This window comes from Stenotrophomonas sp. CFBP8994 (genome assembly GCF_034044835.1).
Lineage (GTDB): Bacteria > Pseudomonadota > Gammaproteobacteria > Xanthomonadales > Xanthomonadaceae > Stenotrophomonas > Stenotrophomonas rhizophila_A.
On sequence record NZ_JAXCWT010000001.1, the window covers coordinates 98,226 to 114,842 of the forward strand.

Sequence of the window (16,617 nt, forward strand, 5' to 3'; positions counted from 1 at the left end):
CGCGCCGTCAAGACCGCGCCAGAGCCACCGGCCATTGATTTAAGGTCGAGCCTGCGCCCCAGCCAATGGATAGCTAAAACTAACGAGCGACACGAAAACTTTGGTCGATGAATCCTTGACATTGCGTGACCCCGGCTTATTTGTGATTAACACTCAAATAAAACCGGAGATCCAATGCGCAAACTGCTTTTTAGCTTACTCATACTCCTTACACCAACAACTGCCCTTGCCGCTCAAGAACCCTATTGGACAAAGCTCACTTCATCGAATTTCCTGGTGAGCCCGAGCACAGCTCACGCTCAATTCTTTGATCAAAAATCAACTGGCATCATCTATGGATCTTCAACTCCTGCTTCCTATGGAGAAGTCGTGTCAAAGAGCATCTCGTTCCAAGCCGAAACACAAAGATCAACGAAGAAGTCACGTGGACGGATCTATCGATTCTTCCATCCTGGCCAAGAACGAATTTGGAAAGGCATTCACCCTGACCTGAGAGAGAAGATTGAAGCCATTCAAGATGTCATGAGAGACGAAGGCTTTGATCTAAGACCAGTTGAAGGATATCGAAGCCCTGAACGCCAAGCCGTCCTCCTCGCGTCCGCATCTGGGGTCACGAGTGTTGGAGCTTGGTCAAGCTGCCACAACTATGGCTTAGCCCTGGATGCCGCCATCTATGTCAATGGAAAGCCGAGCTGGGATCTGAGCGACCCTCATGTCATAGCGGGATATCAGCGGTTCGGCGAGCTGGCTGAATTTCTTGGCTTAAATTGGGGCGGCCGGTGGACGTCTCCTAAAGACTACCCGCATGTCGAGATGAGAGCTGAGTGCGGTCGGTCCAAATGGGCGAAACGCCACGGGCAAATCCTACCCAAGTTCATCGCGAGCGCTGGCGAACCATCATCTCTAATTCTTGAACGAGCTCTGGTTTCGACCTGGTGCCCAATGGGCTTGGAGGCAACTTGTATCGCAATGGGAAAGGAACGATTTGCTTTGTGGGGGTGGACTGTTCAGAGCCAAAGCAGAGCATGCATGGCAGCGCTTGACGTCTATCGTTACTCTTTTTCTTAATCATAATTTAGAGCACAAAGCCGCACATCGTTGCGGCTTTTTGTTGCACACAGCTTGACAATCTTTGGACCCGGGTTATTTGTGAAGGACACTCAAAAAATCCGGAGATCCAATGAAATATCTACTATTAAGCGCAGCACTAGCGCTCTGTCCATTTGCATCAACTGCAATGCAAGTCTCACCATTAGCTCAAACCATCAACCCGAGTAAGAACAATGGCTCATTGACTGTCGTCAACACGTCGAATGACAAGAAGGAATACCAGCTCCAAGCGTTTAAATGGATCTTGGTTGATGGAAAGCAGACCCGCACACCAGTTGACGCGATCCGTTTCGCTCCAAGCTCCTTCTATCTCGAAGCAGGCAAATCTCAAGTGGTCCGCTTCATCAACACCGAGACATCCAGAAGTGAGCTTGCTTATCGCGTCGTCGTGAAAGAAAAGAACGTCAAGAAGCTGGAGACGACTGGGGTTGAACCCGTCTTCAACATGAACTTCCCTATTTTTTGGCGTGCATCTGATCGAGCCACGGTGACCGCAAAGACTTCTGGATCAACCATCCTTCTTCGCAATACAAGCCTGATCACTGCCCAAATCGCCAACATCGATTACGGGACGTATCGTAAGGAAGGCCTCGTCGGCTACCTGCTCCCTGGGGAGGAGATGGGGATCTCCAAGGGCAGCGCGAAATCGGTCAAGGCTTTGATCAATGGCGTTGCCACCGAGCTTGTGATTGAGTAATGGCCTGGCGCGCCTTTGCGCTAGCCCCTCTTCTTTGGTGTTCGAATTCATATGGTGCTGAGAGCATCTATGCCATTGCGATCAACGGCAAAACCGTCGATGAGGCACTTCTAGCAACCACAACCGAAGACGGCGATTTGCTCGTGCGATCAGACAAGCTCAAAAGCTACGGCTTGGTCGGCGACTTCGCTTCAATCCAAAGCATGAAAGCACTCGGTGTAGGGGTGGAAGTGCAAGATGAGAAGCAACTCGTCACCCTCACAGTGCCTGGCAGATATTTCAAGCCTCAGGTTGTTGGATCAGTGGACGCGCTTGTAGAGGCAGACCCCGCACCGAAGGGCATCTTGATCAACCAAGATCTCGCCGTCATCCGCTCCTATCGAGGCGACTGGGCAGCATCCTGGGGCTATGACATGCGCACAGGCATGGCCGATGGCGTGCTGATCAACACGGGACAATTGAACCTTCAATCGGGTGGTTCTACCAACACACGGGGACTCACGACATGGACCAAGGACTTAATCAATAAAAGTCTATCGGTGGAGATCGGGGATGTCTTTACGCCTTCACTTGGCATCACGTCCACGTCGAATTTGCTGGGATTCAAAGTCGGCACGGAGCGCGAGCTTACGGGCGATCTCTACCCCGTCCCAGTCATCGCTGGCATTGCCGATAGCCGGACAACTGCGGAGATCTATCTCAACAATGAGAGGCAACGCCAGCTCAACCTAGACCAAGGGCCCTACTCCATTGAACAGGGATCGATGCTCAACGGCTTGAACTCGTCGTCTGTCGTGCTGAGAGACCAGTTTGGCCGCGAACAGATCATCCAGAGTGACTTCTATTTTACCAACCGTGCCCTGCGCCCAGGGGCATCAGAATGGGCTGTGACTGGCGGCCTGAGCCGCTTCGGATCCATTGGTAACGACTACCGAGATCTTGCTCTCGCGGGCTTCTACCGCAGGGGCCTGAGCCCTTTCTTTACGCTCGGTTCCTCTGCACAAATGACGGGGCAGAACGCGAACCTGGGCCTGGATGCAACTGTCGTCCTCGGGACCGCTGGTGTCCTCACTCTAAGCAGTCTGGCAAGCCACTCAGATAGGCAAAACGCTCTCTCCTACTTGGCTGGATACAGCTATCAGACTCGCAACTGGTCCATCAACGCTCAGACCCAGAAACGCTCAACGGACAGCTGGCAGCTCAGTGACCAATGGCGCGGTGGATCGGTCATCACACGCAGCAACTTGGCGAGCCTTTCATACACCCATCGCCCATTCCAGGTTGGGTTGTCTTGGTCTTCGAACACCTATTCCTCGGGAGCTCAGAACGAGCGCCTGAGCCTCACAGGACGCTACTCCGGTGCCAACAGCACCCTGAGCGCCCAGCTCTATCGAGACCGCGATGAGAGCGGCTTCTATGTGTTCTACACCCGTCAACTTGGCACCCGGCAGCGGGCGAGCATGTCTTTCAGTGATGACCAGAAGAGCCTGGCATTCAACAGCAGAGCCGGAAGGATCAACTATGGAGTTGGGGCCTCTGATTCGGGGTCCTATGGCAATGTCGGGCTCGACACCCGCTCAGGACGCTTCCAAGCACAGTCCACGACGCGCGAAGGTCAAACGAGCCTGTCAGGCCGGTATGGAGGCTCAATCTGGCTTGGCGAAGGTGGTGCACTTGTCGGCCGCACTCTCAATCGCTCCTTTGCTCTCGTCGAAGTTGCTGATACATCAAACGCGAAGCTCAACGCCAGCGGATCAAGCCAGGTCACCAATAAGCGGGGTTACACCCTCTTTCCCCTGTCCGCCTATCGAACGTCGAACGTTGGTCTAGACGTAAGCTCCCTGCCCCTCGATGCCCAGGTCAACGAGCGCACCCAGACAACGACGCCGCTAAGGTTATTCGGAAGCAAAGTGATCTTCCCAATCTCTTACATCAAACCGCTAGAACTGCGAGCGATGTTCCAAGGGAAGATCGTGCGTAGTTCAGGGGTCGCGGTCGCAGACGACTTGGAAGTTCCAATCGCTGATGACGGCCGAATATTCCTTCCCACCTACAACCCTGGCAGAAGCATCACGATCAAAACAGATAGCGTCACTTGCAGTGGGGTCCTTCCCATCGATAAGGACGACAAAGATCTTGAAGAAATTGAGTGCCAATGACTTGCGCAATTTAAAATTCGCATTAGCTTCGATTGGATCCTAAGCAATTTCGCTTATCAATGAAGGAGATCAATCGATGTTAAAGAATAAAATTACCATTGCTACCGGCTTAGCATTTGGCCTGGCAATGGCAGCGGCAAATCCGGCTTTTGCTGCGACTGAGACGCAGACAATGAACGTCACTGCCGTTCAAGCAGCGATCTGCACGATGGCCATCCCGCAAGATGTCTTCATGCAACTTGGCGACAAAGACGAGGGAAGCGTCCTGGTCGCGCTCTCTGCGATCCAGGATCTGACTGTCACCTGCAACAAAGACCTCCCCTACACGGTTGAGATGGATACCGCCGACGCGTCCGGCAACTTCGTGATGACTGACGCCGCCACATCCAAAGAAATCAAAGCACGCGCAAGCTTTGGCCTGAGCGGTCCGTCGAACTGGCAACCCTTTAGCACCACTGCAAACAACGCCGCATTGAGCTCTGTGGGGACTGGCGCAGAACAAGTGTTTAGCACTCGCATCACTGTCAACACAGACGCGACTTATGCAGCTGTCGGCACTTACACGGCCGAACGTCAAATCACGATTTCTTACTAAGATCGCCAAGTTAAAAAAGAAAGCCGCCTTCGGGCGGTTTTTTTTGTGATCAACGTCTTGCGCTTTAGATTTTTTCTGTTTTGTTAAAGACAACTCAACGAGACGGAGATCCAGTGTTTAAATTATTTATCCCACTTCTTGCCTTTTTATCAGCCCCCACATTTGCAACAGTGATCACAACTGTCGATCCGCAAGCATTCAATGCGGCCGTCAAGCCAACAGTGACTTTCCAGAACGGCGTTTGCACAGTCGAAGGCGCACTGATCGTTGCTAACGAACTCGTCTCTGACGCCCATATCGTTGTTCGCGCCAACCAGGGAACATCACCCGTCGCGGAAGCACGCACAGGCAGAGACGGGCGCTACACCGCGACCTTTGCATCAAAGAAAGGAGCGAGCTTCCAAGAAGTCGTGATCTCTAAGCCAAGCAAAGACGGAAAGATCAGCGCAGTGCCTGGCCCCATGTTTGTCTGTGGGGTGAAGCAATGAATGCCTTCCGCAAACTCTCACTTGCGCTGTCGTTGGCACTTGCAGCCTTCGCCCATCCGGCCATGGCTGACACAGTCGGCGATCAAATGATCATCAAAGGCTCCCAGAACGCCACATGCCGGGACAATGGTGTAGTCGGCTGTCTCGTGCTCGGCAACGGCGCTTCGGCGTGGCTGACTACCGGAGGAGTCACAGACAACTCCATCGATGCCAACCCAATCGGAACGGCCACTGTCGTTGGGAATCGGGCTAACAATACAGACGGCGGCGTTGCCTTTGGCGATACGGCCTCATCTGCCTGGGGCGGTTCGGCAATCGGCAATTTTTCTGTCGCTGGCCAGCAAGCGGTAGCCCTGGGCTACCGAGCTTACGCCGGCACCATCGGCAGCATTGCCATCGGCTCAGGCGCAGTGGCCAATGGCAGCATGTTTGGCTCAGCGATTGCCATCGGCGGGCAAGCTACTGGTGCTCGCACAATCGCTATTGGTGGCGAAGCGTCGTCCCAAAATGCCGTCTCCTTAGGCCACGGCTCGACGGATGGCGGCTCCAACACCGTTTCTGTGGGTGACAGCAGCTTACGTCGCCGCATTGTCAATGTTGCAGCCGGCCAGGCCGCAAATGACGCGGTGATCGTGAGCCAGATTGCACCACTTGCTGCATCACTGGGCGGTGGAGCGAGCTTCACGAATGGTGCCTTCAATGCTCCAAGCTATGCTCTTTCCACAGGCACTTACACGACTGTTGGAGCTGCTCTAACTGCCTTGGACAACAAGCCAAGCAGTGGATCAGCCTCCCCCTATTTTAAGGCGACATCTCCCGTATCAGATGGCACGGATGCCACCCAAGCGAGCGGTCAGTCGGTCGTAGCAGCAGGTCCCGGGGCCAAGGCAGCTGGCACCTACAACACGGTGATTGGCGCAGATAGCGCGGCTTCGCTCTATGGATCGACGGTCATCGGAAGCCTCAGTTCAGCGGGTGATTCTGCCTTTGCGGGCGGACATCAAACCGTTGCTGGCGAATCGTCGGTGGCTTTGGGTGCTTACGCAACGGCCGGCCAGGACTGTATTGCCATTGGCTACGGTGCATCGTGCACCGAATCAATGACCGCGAGCTTTGGGAGCGCCGCAGGTCAGCCTGTTCGCTTGACGAACATCGCGAGCGGCCTAGATGAGACTGACGCGGTCAATATGGGTCAGCTCAACAGCGTCTCCGTTCAAGTCACCAACACCCAAAGCGCTCTCTCTTCGACCACCAGCTATTTGGGTGGCGGAGCCAGCTACAACGCGGTCACAAACACCATCACAGCTCCAAGCTTCAACTTCTTAAGCGGTGCGAGCTACAACACCGTGGGGGATGCTCTGGCAGACCTGGATGGACGGGTGACCGGCTTGGAGAACGCACCAGGCGGCGGTGGATCCAACACTCCTGGACCGCAGGGCGAGAAAGGTGAGACAGGAGCGCAGGGCGACAAAGGCGATAAGGGCGATCCAGGTCAAGATGGGAATGACGGCTCGGCCAATGTGGCAGCTGGCAAGAACATCGAAGTTCAGACCCAAGTAGATGGGAGCACTACTGTGAGCCTCTCAAATCAAGTCGAGCTGAGCGATCAAGGATCGATCAAGGTAGCCAAGACCATCATCAACGGTGATGGAATCAACGCTGGTGGCAACCGGGTAACCGGGGTGGGCAACGGCTCGATCTCCCAGGGATCAACAGACGCGGTCAATGGCGGTCAGCTCTATGACATGCAGCAACAGTCGTCGGATCGATGGGAAGACACCACTCAACGCATTGGCAACCTGGAACGTGACGTCAAGATCCAAGGGGCACAATCGGCAGCATTCGCCAGCATGATGGGTGCCCAGACTTCTGGCGTCATCGGCGAAGTGCATGCGACAGCCGGCGTTGGCTTCTATGGCAACAAAGCTGCTGTGGCGGTGGGTTGGAAGGCCCGCGTGAGTGAGAAGGTCAACCTCTCAGCAGGCTTCTCAAAAGGTATGGGCGGCGGATCCGTGCAGGGTGGTATCGGGATCTCAGTCAACCTCGGCCAATAATTATTCTTCAACCCCAGGGAGATCCGATCTCCTTCTCCCTGGGCGGGGGCTCCCTTTTTGAGTGAGGGAGCCCCCATCTTTTTTGTATTAGGGACGGTGGCGGGTCCGCCGTCGGATCTGTGAACTACTTCACAAAAATCAACAACTGCAATACTATCAGTCACTAGTCATTTGTCTATTCAGCCAGCTTCAACGGAGTGAAGTGTGCCACTTTTTATCATCTCCTTAATCGCAGCACTTGCACTCGCTATTCCTACATGCGGCATTTCACTCGTCGTTTTTGTCGTCGTCAAATATGCAGTGGACATTGCTGGTGTCAACAAACTGCTCGCCGCTACGCAGACTTCGTTGAACACGGACGACCAAGTCTTGATCGGGCATGTCAACAATGCGGCTATCAGGAATTTTTTTGAGAAGCACGGAACGACCGCTGTAAAATGTGTCCGGCACGAAAAACCCTTCATCTTCTACATTGGCTATGTCACTGCGGTAAGCGGTGCAGAATGCGTTTCGTTAGTTGGTCGCGGCAATGGTGTGATGTTCGTTTCAGCCATGGAGCCCCCCGTTCAGTTCGGCGAAGACATGCTGTCGCTCATCGGCAAGAAGCAGTTCATTGATGAGATCGTAGCGGGTTTGAATGCCGCTTCTCGCTGATCAACGACGATCAAAGGCGACCTCGCCACCCTCGGCGCAGCTCTCAGCTAACGCACTGTGATTGATTGAACGTCGAGAGTAGACAAGCACACCATTGACGTGGACTTCCGAAAACGCCCTGGCAGAGCTCTGCACCAGCCCTAGGCACAGGTTCGCCTGGACTGCAGTCGCGGTGATTCGGAAGCCCTGCCCTGCATTGAGGGGTGAGAGCTCGATGCTGCCTAAGCTACGAGAGTTCAGTTCCTGGCCGACTACCCAGGCAGACGGGGCCAACCCACGCTCAACGGCGCTTGCTGTGCTGACGCTTTGATAGCGCCCTTCTTCGACGGCGAAGTCCGCAGCGATGGCGTCAGCCAGTTGGGTAAGACTTGCCGCTTCTTGTTGGATCCTTGTGCCAGCGGATGTGGGACCGAAGGCCATCCAGGCACCTACACCGGCTATCGCAGCAAGGCCAACGACAAGGCTGAGCTCGACGAGTGCAAAGCCTCGAGACCTCATCGCTTGGCCTTTACTCGCTCTGCCACCAAGATCTTCTTCAAGCGCGTTAAGCACAGAGCCAGTGCGAGGGCAGCTGATGCCATGTATGTAGAGAGTTGGAAGGGCGAAGCTCCATAGCTCGGCCAAAGCACGAGCATGGTGACGAAGCTCGCCACAACGACTGAGAGCAAAAGTGGATGTGGGATGTTTTTCATTGTGATCTCCTCTGATGGGTCTTTTCATCAAAAGGCGAATCAGCTAGGTGTCAAGATTTCGGCCGTAATTTGATCGTGCAATCATCGTCAGAGACTGGAGCCCCAAGCTATTAAACCTGATGTATAGTGCCTCCACAATTTTCCATGGATGCTGCAAGGATGCTTGAATTGATTGGGACAGTCGCCCTGTGCGCGGCTGGAATTTGGATTTTGTCCAAGGCTTATGGCTACTACCGTTACAGCAAGGACCTCAATGTGACGGAAGATTTTGCGCGGTGGATGATGGTCTACTCAGGCGTGCAGAGTGCGCTTGGTGAGGCAGAATCAGCAGATCTTTGGGAAGAAATGGGATCATCGCTGTCTGGTAGCGTCACGATGCTTCGCGGACTTGCAATCCCCGATTACGAAGAACTGCTTAAGCAGGTTCGGGTGCTTGATCTGTGTATCCGAGAGCGCATGTGGGTCAAGATGTATAACAGCGATCCAGCGTTGATCCTTCTCGCAGGTCGTGTATCAGAAGCCATCCCACGTGTTCGCGAGCACGTCGTAACCGTTGGACGCGCAAGAGTTCCAGGTGCCTGACGCAAAAAAACCGCCTTTCGGCGGTTTTTCATTGAAAAGGTGCTCAGTAGAACTCGTAGAAGAACCCGCCATCGGGGTGATCAGAGAACTCATCACCCTCTTGCAAGATGGTGAGTCGATTTTTACCCCCCTGAACAACTTCCGAACTGACACGCGCCTTGCTCACCTTCTCGTTGACAAGCTCACGCAGCGCTTCATCGCTCAGATCTGACGGTCGAAGCACACGGATCACGCTTTCGAGCGTCGAAATGACCGCATGATCCCCGATCAAGCAGTCTTCGAAGAGCTTTGTCTTCTCTCGCTCTTTTGCAAGCTGTGCCTTGACCACGGCAAGCTCCGCAGCTGCATCGTGGACCTGGTTTGCGAGCTGCACGTTCTGGAACTGAGCGGTGCGCGCCTGTCCCCGATAGGCCCGGGCCCGGTCGGCCTGGTGAGCGACTTGGTCACCATGGATGCTATCAAGCCCCTGATCCACAGCTTCCTTGTTTTGCTGGTTCAAGATGTTGGAGAACTTGGTAAGAAAGCTCATGTCCATTCCTTTGACCAGGCCAACCCCGGCAAGGGAATGCTGCACCATATCTAGAGCAGAATCAACGTGTTAACGCCATCCTAGCCTGCCTATTCCGACGAGCGGTCAAACGCTCAACGAAGCCGAAATTGACCTTCAATTTTTGCCCCAGCTGCTGACCCAGCTGCTCAAACTCGTTCTTTAGGTCCGGCTGCTTCGCCCGCATTGGCTTCTTCACCTCGATGGCGTTCTCTTTGAGCCGCTGCTGCCCAAGCTTCCCTTTAATCTGGTCCAGGCTCATCGAATCGGCAAACAGGGTATAGCTGCCTTTCGTCAGTCGGGTAAAGGCCACCAAAGCGCTCTGGTTGTCGGTCATCCCCGCATGACCCAGGTGAAAGACGTCCGTCTTGCCCTGGCCCTGGGCCTTATGGATCGTTGAGCAATATGACAGATCAAGAGCACTGTATTCATGCGAGTCAAAGCGGATCGTCTTCGTGACCCCGTTGCGCTCGATCTCCACCCCAAGAGTCACCCCACCCGCACTGCTTCGCTTGATGCTCTTCACCGTCCCTTTGGTCCCGTTGATGACATCCAGGCCTTCATCTTTGACGTTAAAGATGACCTGATCACCCCGGCTCAACGTAAGGTCACGAAACACCCTATTTTTTCCAATAGATCGGAAAGTGAAGTCCTCTTTGTCTACCTGACCTCTCGCCTTCAATTCCTGACGGACCCGTCGATTGAGATCCTGCATATCCTCGTTCGAGTGAACAAGAATGAGACGCTCTTGGGTAGGTGCAGCACTGTTGAAATAGGCTTTGATGCACGCCTTTTTGGCTTGCTCACTGGTCGCCCATTCGTCTACCTGGCCGTTGTCTGCAAGCGCTTGGAAGATCTTCTTGCTCTTCTCAATGATGTCACTGCGTGACTGCACCTTGTCTGCGTTCCGCACCTTGCCATCAGCGCCATAGTTGTAGAAGAGCCCTGCTGTATGACGATCCTGAGCAGTCTTCTGACGACGAATTTCAGTGAGCTTTGCGTCGCCAATGGCCTCTTTTGCAATGGACATGCCCGAGCCCGCACCCACCGGCTGAATCTGCTCTTGGTCACCCTGCAAGATGAGCTTTGCTCCTGCCTTTTGGCAATAGGCCATCAGGTCCCGAGTCTGGCGGCTGTCTACCATTCCTGCTTCATCTAAGACGACAACGTGCTTATCCGTCAGTTTGAGCTTGGACTTGTCCAGGTCACTGATCAGCTTGGCAACGCTGGTGCACACAAGGCCCGATTCCTGATGAAGCTTTTCGGCCGCCTCGTTCGAAACGCAGGCTCCTAGCACGGTGCGCCCATCAGCTTTGAAGGCCTCTGCGTAGATCAGGCTCACTGTCGTCTTACCAGTCCCAGCAAGCCCTGAAAGCACGCCCACGCCCCCTGTATCGACGGTGAGGTGCTCCACCGCTTCCCGCTGCTCTGCACTTATCTGGAAGCCTTTTGCGGCTTCGAAGGCTTGGATGGCGTCGTTGAGCTTATCGAGCGGCACATGTTGGAAAACCTCGCCTTCGCGGCTCAGTGTCTTATGCAGGATCTCCTGCTCCATGGACACCATCCACGGGGCTGCAAAGCGCTCCTCTGTATGCCGGCGAGCAAGGGATGAGCCCATGTCGTCCGTGTGGATTCGCTCAGGGCAGACACGCACAAGGTTGTTGCGCTGGATGAAGTCCGAGACCATGACGTCTAATTGCCTTGAATCAATCATCCCAGAGTTGGCTTGGCCTAACCGAAAGCGAAGCTCCTTTTCATCAAAAATTGCTTCGTTCTCGTGGAGAAGCTCCAAGATCTCTTCGTCAGTAGCAGGGACGAACTCCCTGGTGCTTTTCTGCTGCTTGATCTCATCAATCGTCATCAGAAGCTCGGGGTTCTGCTTCTTCAACTCAATAGCATCCTGTTTCCAGGCTTCAACTAGCTCAAGGAAGGTAGGTTCATCCTTGTGCTTGCGTGTAGCAAGAGACGCTTGCTGCATCGTCCCCCCGTTTTCTTGCTGATGCTTCAAGATGTCTTCGCGACGACTTGACCAGAGCTTCGATAGTTTCTCAGTTCCAAGGACCTCCCATGTGCGGACACCCGTCTTCTCGCCCAGGGCATTGACCTCGGCGTGCTGTTCAATCTTGTAACCCAAGGCTTTCAAGCCCGCAGCGAGCTCGTTCTTGTAGATCTCATCAGCCGCTTTGCGATGAGCGAAAATCTCGTAGCTATCGTATGTGCCCCACTTCCCATCGGCCCCCTTCGCAACACCCATGGCAAGCGCATGGGTGTGAATCTGAGGGTCCAGATTCCTTGAACTTAGATGCTGATGAAAAGAGACGATCAACCCATCGACTGGGATGACAGTCTTGCCACCTTGATCACGCCTGGTCTCGACCTTGCTTTCGATGTAGCCAAAGGCCCGCTCGACAGCCCTACGCTGGACTTCCAGTATTTTCTCTCGCTCGTCTTGATCTGCCAGTGCAAACACGGTGGACAACGACTTTGGTGCGCTAAACGTCAGCTCATAACCAACTCGGTGACCGCCTTGTTCAATCATGACCTGGTTGCCATCTTCATCAAGGAGCGGAGCACCCTTCGCATCGAACTTTGGTTTCAGGACCGGCTTTTCGCCGGCATTCTGGCAAAGCGGTTCATGAGTGAAAGGATGAAATCCGTCGCATAGAGAGAGCATATGCCTACCGTCCACAGCAACGCCAGCGAGCTTGATTTCATGCGCGAGCTTACCGCCCCAATATGACGCCGAGACCTCTTGAACCTCGCCGTTGTAGTAGCGAACTAGGCCCTCGGTAGCGAGCAGATATTCAACGACTGCCTTGCCGTCTTTGTTCCTGCCTTGCGCTGTAAGTGCGGTAATTGGAATCAAGACTGATCTCCTCTAATGTGATGTGATCAGTCAAAGGCATTCAGAGCAAACGTCAAGATCAAAGGACGTGGTTGGGTGTGGATGCTTTGCATCATTCTCGAAAGAACTGATCGATCTCTTCTTTCGTCATCCCCACCCGCTTTGGCTGAGCGCTAAGAGATGCAGCCTGAGTAGGTCCGGGAATGGCCAGGTTGTTGCGCTGGTGAGGTTGAGTCATCCAGCGAGCGGGGATCTGCCCAGGACGCTTGGTCCTCATGACGACACCAGGAAAGTCCAAGAGCAATGGATCTCCGCCCATCTGAACGATTGCTCGCACCCCAAAACCATGCGGGCCGTAGTGCTTGCCTTTGCGCGGGCCAAGGCGGTCTGTAAGCTCACCTGGGCTGATAAGTGCCCTGCTCTCTTCATGGACAGCAACGTTGTCATCATGCGTTCGATACGCAACACGATGCTTGCCAAGTTGCTGAGCGGCCTTCTCTCTTGTCTCACCGATCTGCAACTGACAGATGATGTGAGTGCCGACCATAGACGACATCGCTTCGGCGAATTTATCGCCGTAGACCTGGGCTACTTGGGCGATGTTCTGATAGCACCCTATGAAGACCACTCCTTTGCTTCGGCCTTTGTCAATCAGAGGACCGATGTTGAGCCTACCGGCCGTCGCCAGCTCGTCGAAGACAAACCCAATGAAGCGATCCTTCTCCGCATCTGGGAGCTTAGGGGAGATGATCTCTGGGATCGCAAGATTGACCAAAGCGCTGATGTAAGCCTTCGTCATGCCCTCCTCTGGGCCGCTTTGCACTATGACTTGCTTGCGTCCTTTATCGCCATCCTGAGCCCACTCCGTGATGGCAAAGCGGCGATTCTCTTTGCGCACGGGCCAGGCCATGGCCATGTCATCGATCATCTTCGTTTGAGCAACAAGCGTAGACAGCAATGAGGCTGTGGTCTGACTCTCCGTGTTCTCTACCAAGCTACTCGCAGAATCAAAGTGCTCCTGGATCATGGGAAGCATGGCCGCCGCCGACTGGTTTTTGAGCAATGCCAGATCGGCCCACGTCCACACGCCGGGCGTTTCCACTTGAAGGGATCGGATAGCGGCGACGAGCAGCTGCCTTGCTGCCATCGACCAGAAATCACCATTTTTTTGATCAGGGCTCCCAGGGATGAGGATCTCTGCAAGCATCGCGGCTTGCAGTGGATAACGGCAGTCAGCGGCTATGTCCCAATAGTAGGAGCGCTCATCGAAAGGGCAAACAATGATCGGCTTCTTGAAGTAGCTCGTGAAGTCGCCCTTCGTGTCGAACAAAAACAGCTTGTGATCCGCCCGGATGATCTGCTCAATGATCGGCAACAAGATCTGCGTCTTGCCGCTTCCCACTGAGCCCTGTAAGAGCGTGTGCCTCGACCAGTGAGACTTGGGTAGGTGCAACTCTGGGTGGAGCTTCAAGCTCATCCTAGCCATCCATCCTCCTTGATCTGCCGTGGCTTCATCGAGCGGCGACGTGCCTCTCTGATCGCTGCTTTTCCATCCAGCAAACTTGGGCCGGACACATGCCAAGTGTTGGACCGGGGTTCCAGCGCCTTTGCACCTACCCAGGTTGCTACTGCCAAGCTCACAAACAGCGAGGGACCAACCCGGACCCACACCTTCCAAGGCTCCCAAAGGAAGCTGGTGTAAGCATGAGCGGCATTGGGGAAGAGCGAGCCAAGAGAAAGCCAATGCAAGAGGGCAGCGGGTGCCCCCAAGAGGTCAAATGACAGGCTCGGGCTCAGTGGGCTACCTGGAAGCTGCCAGGTGAGCCACGTGAGGCCTGGATAGGCAGTTAGGAACAAGATCAGGAATAGGGCTACGCCATGGTCAACCCGCCGCACTGGCTGGCTCGGCGGAATGGAGGTCGAGACTTTGCCGAAGGCGTTGTAGACCACTGCCTTCATAGACGCCTGGAAGCTTGTGGCTGCGCCAACACATGCAAAGTGGATCGTTCAAGAGCGGCTCGATCATTGCTTGCAGCCAACGACCTGACATCGTCAGCAGTGATCAACGGCGACCCTGCCGGACTCTCACAATTCAGCAAGGCGGCGACGACAGCCGCGTTCTCGGAGGAGACATCGAGACTATCGATCTTTGACAGGCAGAGCAGTAGGTCCCCAACAACATCCGCGTCATACTCGTGCTCTAGCGAACGCGCTATGGAGTAATACCGCATGAGTAGTTGCAAGTAGCTGCCTTGCTCAGTCAAAAATTCGGGATTGGCACCATCAACGACCAGATCCCTCATTTCACGGAACAACCAGGACTCAGGGCCCTGATGCTGGGATTTAGCAGCCATTTCGGCTAACTCGATGTCCTTTTCTTCGGGGTCTAGCTCCGGGCAGCACATTGACAGCTTTTCAGCGAGCTCCCCAACGACAAGCGCCCTCTCGGGCCCACGCCAGCTCACCTGCCTCGAACCGCACATGAAGTCGATCAGCCCTTCGTCATAGTCATGACGAAGGATCCCAAAGCCGTCCCAGATGGACCCCCTACTCGCATCAATCAATCTACTAAGGATGTTCCTCATAAGCGCACCGGCTTATGAACAAGACTTACCTTAGGCGTATTTCTTTGTAGTGCGCCCCTCTGATCTAGAAGTCGATCTATACGGTCTATTTCATGGCGCTTCTTGCTCTCAAGTTCTTCCTGGGCAATATCTAGATCACATTTCCAAGAATTGCAGCCCGAACTTGATCGCACGGGCCTCTTAAGATCACGAGCGATGTCACGCACCTCCCGCAACAAATGATTTACCCTAAATCCCTGCATCGCCATCGGAGTATGGGCAAGCGGTGGCAGGGGCGGAGCAGCCAAGTCGACTTTGATAAGCTCATAATTGGCTTCGTCAAAGTAGATTTCATCAACAAGACAAAACGACAGACCACCACTACTGAACGAATGGCTGATCAATATTGGCTTCTTGCTCATAAACGAACTCCAATCTTGGTCAGCGGGACATATGCCGAAGTTTGATCAAGCAACACGCGGTCGATCAATGAGACAATGTGATTACTCTCGTGATCAATCTGACCAGCGTGGATGTTCTGATAGACAGGAAGGATCATTGCCTTAGCTGCATCAGCAGATGCGACAGCGCCGAGCGAAAAAGCAGCAAGCACAAGGTCTGGGATGTTCTCGCTTGCGTCTTTCCAGCACCAATATCGGCCTTCGGCGGTGAGAACATCCAAGAGATTGCGCCCGTTGCTCAACTGTGCATTTGGATCAGCGCCAAACATCAGAAGACCGTGCAAGTGATCGACGTAGCTGGAAGCTTCATAGCGATGATCACCAATCCATTCGCTGGGATGATCAAGCATCGAAAGGTTGTGGAGGAAGATGCAAGTGATGTCATCAACGGCAGGGGGACTATCAGACCTACCCAAGCACACTGAATTCGCCACTTCAATGAGCTTTTGTTGCCAAGGGTTCGCACGAGCATTCATTCTGACAAGGTCACGCTGCATGATTGGCAGGCGTTCGATAGCATTGATCATTTGTGCATCTCCGATTTTTTTGTTTGAGTAAAATCAGTCAAAGGCAGATGCAACGAAAGTCAAGAGATTGAGGTATAAGAAAAAGGCCCCGAAGGGCCTTTTTTCATATTGACTGTGCTTTGGGCTTTTGTTCCCAGGGCTTTTCCGACTGAGTCAGCGTTGGCTTGGGAGTGAATTTCTCAATCTCGCCTTCAACCGGAACACGTCCATTTTCACGCATGAATGCATTGAATTTCTCTTCGTGTTGCTTCTCTTCGTCAATGCCATCTCGGTTGATGAACTGCTTCAGATAGCCGTCGTTGTTCTGACTGCGTGACACGCGCTCCGCGTTCAGCGTTTGCGCTTGTATGATCTCTGCAATTTGGTCAGAGCGATAGACCGACAGCTTGCTTTGGAATTCAACCTGACTAACCTTGGATTTAAGCAACTCCGGATCGGAGCTCTTAGACAGTGAAGTAAGTTCAGTTCTCAGAGCATCGCTCACTTGTGAAGTGATCTTTTGCTCGTCTTGCTTGAATGATTTGACTTGATCAGTCATTGTCACCTGTGGACCGGGGTTGTTTTGATAGAAATCGTTGCGTCTCTTTTGTGCTTCTGCAAAGCTTGTCATGAATGGTCTCCAAAGTTGGGGTAAAACCAACG

The 16,617-nt window shown here is 53.8% G+C and carries 16 protein-coding genes; 8 read left to right on the top strand and 8 right to left on the bottom strand.

All coding sequences use genetic code 11. The annotated features are described in order from the left end of the window. The first annotated feature begins 174 nt into the window (after nucleotides 1-174). The 7 genes from SOM39_RS00515 (at nucleotide 175) to SOM39_RS00545 (ending at nucleotide 7,757) form a co-directional block, all read left to right on the top strand. On the top strand, nucleotides 175-1,068 hold the full coding sequence (locus SOM39_RS00515) for a M15 family metallopeptidase (protein WP_320457171.1): 894 nt from the start codon (nucleotides 175-177) through the stop codon (nucleotides 1,066-1,068). A 112-nt stretch (nucleotides 1,069-1,180) separates the two neighbouring features. Beyond that, nucleotides 1,181-1,807 (top strand): fimbria/pilus periplasmic chaperone, encoded by a 627-nt coding sequence (locus tag SOM39_RS00520; RefSeq protein WP_261996875.1) that lies wholly within the window; start codon nucleotides 1,181-1,183, stop codon nucleotides 1,805-1,807. Next, nucleotides 1,807-3,966 (top strand): fimbria/pilus outer membrane usher protein, encoded by a 2,160-nt coding sequence (locus SOM39_RS00525; protein WP_320457172.1) that lies wholly within the window; start codon nucleotides 1,807-1,809, stop codon nucleotides 3,964-3,966. Before SOM39_RS00520 ends, SOM39_RS00525 begins: the two co-directional genes overlap by 1 nt. A gap of 76 nt (nucleotides 3,967-4,042) precedes the next feature. After that, the gene (locus SOM39_RS00530; RefSeq protein WP_261996877.1) at nucleotides 4,043-4,561 is read left to right on the top strand and encodes a hypothetical protein; all 519 of its coding nucleotides are present in this window, start codon (nucleotides 4,043-4,045) and stop codon (nucleotides 4,559-4,561) included. A 113-nt stretch (nucleotides 4,562-4,674) separates the two neighbouring features. Next, a complete protein-coding gene (locus SOM39_RS00535; protein ID WP_261996878.1) occupies nucleotides 4,675-5,049 on the top strand; it encodes a hypothetical protein in 375 nt (124 codons plus the stop codon). Continuing rightward, nucleotides 5,046-7,103: a YadA-like family protein gene (locus tag SOM39_RS00540; protein WP_320457173.1), complete on the top strand. Its 2,058-nt coding sequence runs from the start codon at nucleotides 5,046-5,048 to the stop codon at nucleotides 7,101-7,103. Before SOM39_RS00535 ends, SOM39_RS00540 begins: the two co-directional genes overlap by 4 nt. Before the next feature lie 204 nt (nucleotides 7,104-7,307). Beyond that, entirely contained in the window at nucleotides 7,308-7,757 is a 450-nt protein-coding gene (locus SOM39_RS00545; protein WP_261996880.1) for a hypothetical protein, read from the top strand. Here the strand turns inward: SOM39_RS00545 and SOM39_RS00550 are convergent, their stop codons facing one another. Next, on the bottom strand, nucleotides 7,758-8,477 hold the full coding sequence (locus SOM39_RS00550) for a hypothetical protein (protein ID WP_320457174.1): 720 nt from the start codon (nucleotides 8,475-8,477) through the stop codon (nucleotides 7,758-7,760). 131 nt (nucleotides 8,478-8,608) lie between these two features. Between SOM39_RS00550 and SOM39_RS00555 the strand changes: the two genes are divergently transcribed. Then, nucleotides 8,609-9,031: a hypothetical protein gene (locus SOM39_RS00555; protein WP_261996882.1), complete on the top strand. Its 423-nt coding sequence runs from the start codon at nucleotides 8,609-8,611 to the stop codon at nucleotides 9,029-9,031. 43 nt (nucleotides 9,032-9,074) lie between these two features. Here the strand turns inward: SOM39_RS00555 and SOM39_RS00560 are convergent, their stop codons facing one another. The 7 genes from SOM39_RS00560 to SOM39_RS00590 form a co-directional block, all read right to left on the bottom strand. Then, nucleotides 9,075-9,560: a hypothetical protein gene (locus tag SOM39_RS00560; protein WP_261996883.1), complete on the bottom strand. Its 486-nt coding sequence runs from the start codon at nucleotides 9,558-9,560 to the stop codon at nucleotides 9,075-9,077. A gap of 61 nt (nucleotides 9,561-9,621) precedes the next feature. After that, nucleotides 9,622-12,444, bottom strand: coding sequence for a MobF family relaxase (mobF, locus tag SOM39_RS00565; RefSeq protein ID WP_320457175.1), 2,823 nt, complete (start codon nucleotides 12,442-12,444; stop codon nucleotides 9,622-9,624). A gap of 91 nt (nucleotides 12,445-12,535) precedes the next feature. After that, nucleotides 12,536-13,900, bottom strand: a complete 1,365-nt coding sequence (locus SOM39_RS00570) for a type IV secretion system DNA-binding domain-containing protein (protein WP_320457176.1) — start codon at nucleotides 13,898-13,900, stop codon at nucleotides 12,536-12,538. A 478-nt stretch (nucleotides 13,901-14,378) separates the two neighbouring features. Continuing rightward, entirely contained in the window at nucleotides 14,379-15,008 is a 630-nt protein-coding gene (locus SOM39_RS00575; RefSeq protein WP_261996886.1) for a hypothetical protein, read from the bottom strand. Continuing rightward, nucleotides 15,005-15,409, bottom strand: a complete 405-nt coding sequence (locus SOM39_RS00580) for a hypothetical protein (protein WP_261996887.1) — start codon at nucleotides 15,407-15,409, stop codon at nucleotides 15,005-15,007. Before SOM39_RS00580 ends, SOM39_RS00575 begins: the two co-directional genes overlap by 4 nt. Then, nucleotides 15,406-15,975, bottom strand: coding sequence for a hypothetical protein (locus SOM39_RS00585; RefSeq protein WP_261996888.1), 570 nt, complete (start codon nucleotides 15,973-15,975; stop codon nucleotides 15,406-15,408). The genes SOM39_RS00580 and SOM39_RS00585 overlap by 4 nt, the downstream gene beginning before the upstream one ends. A 103-nt stretch (nucleotides 15,976-16,078) precedes the next feature. Next, entirely contained in the window at nucleotides 16,079-16,585 is a 507-nt protein-coding gene (locus SOM39_RS00590) for a hypothetical protein (RefSeq protein WP_320457177.1), read from the bottom strand. Nucleotides 16,586-16,617: the final 32 nt, after the last annotated feature.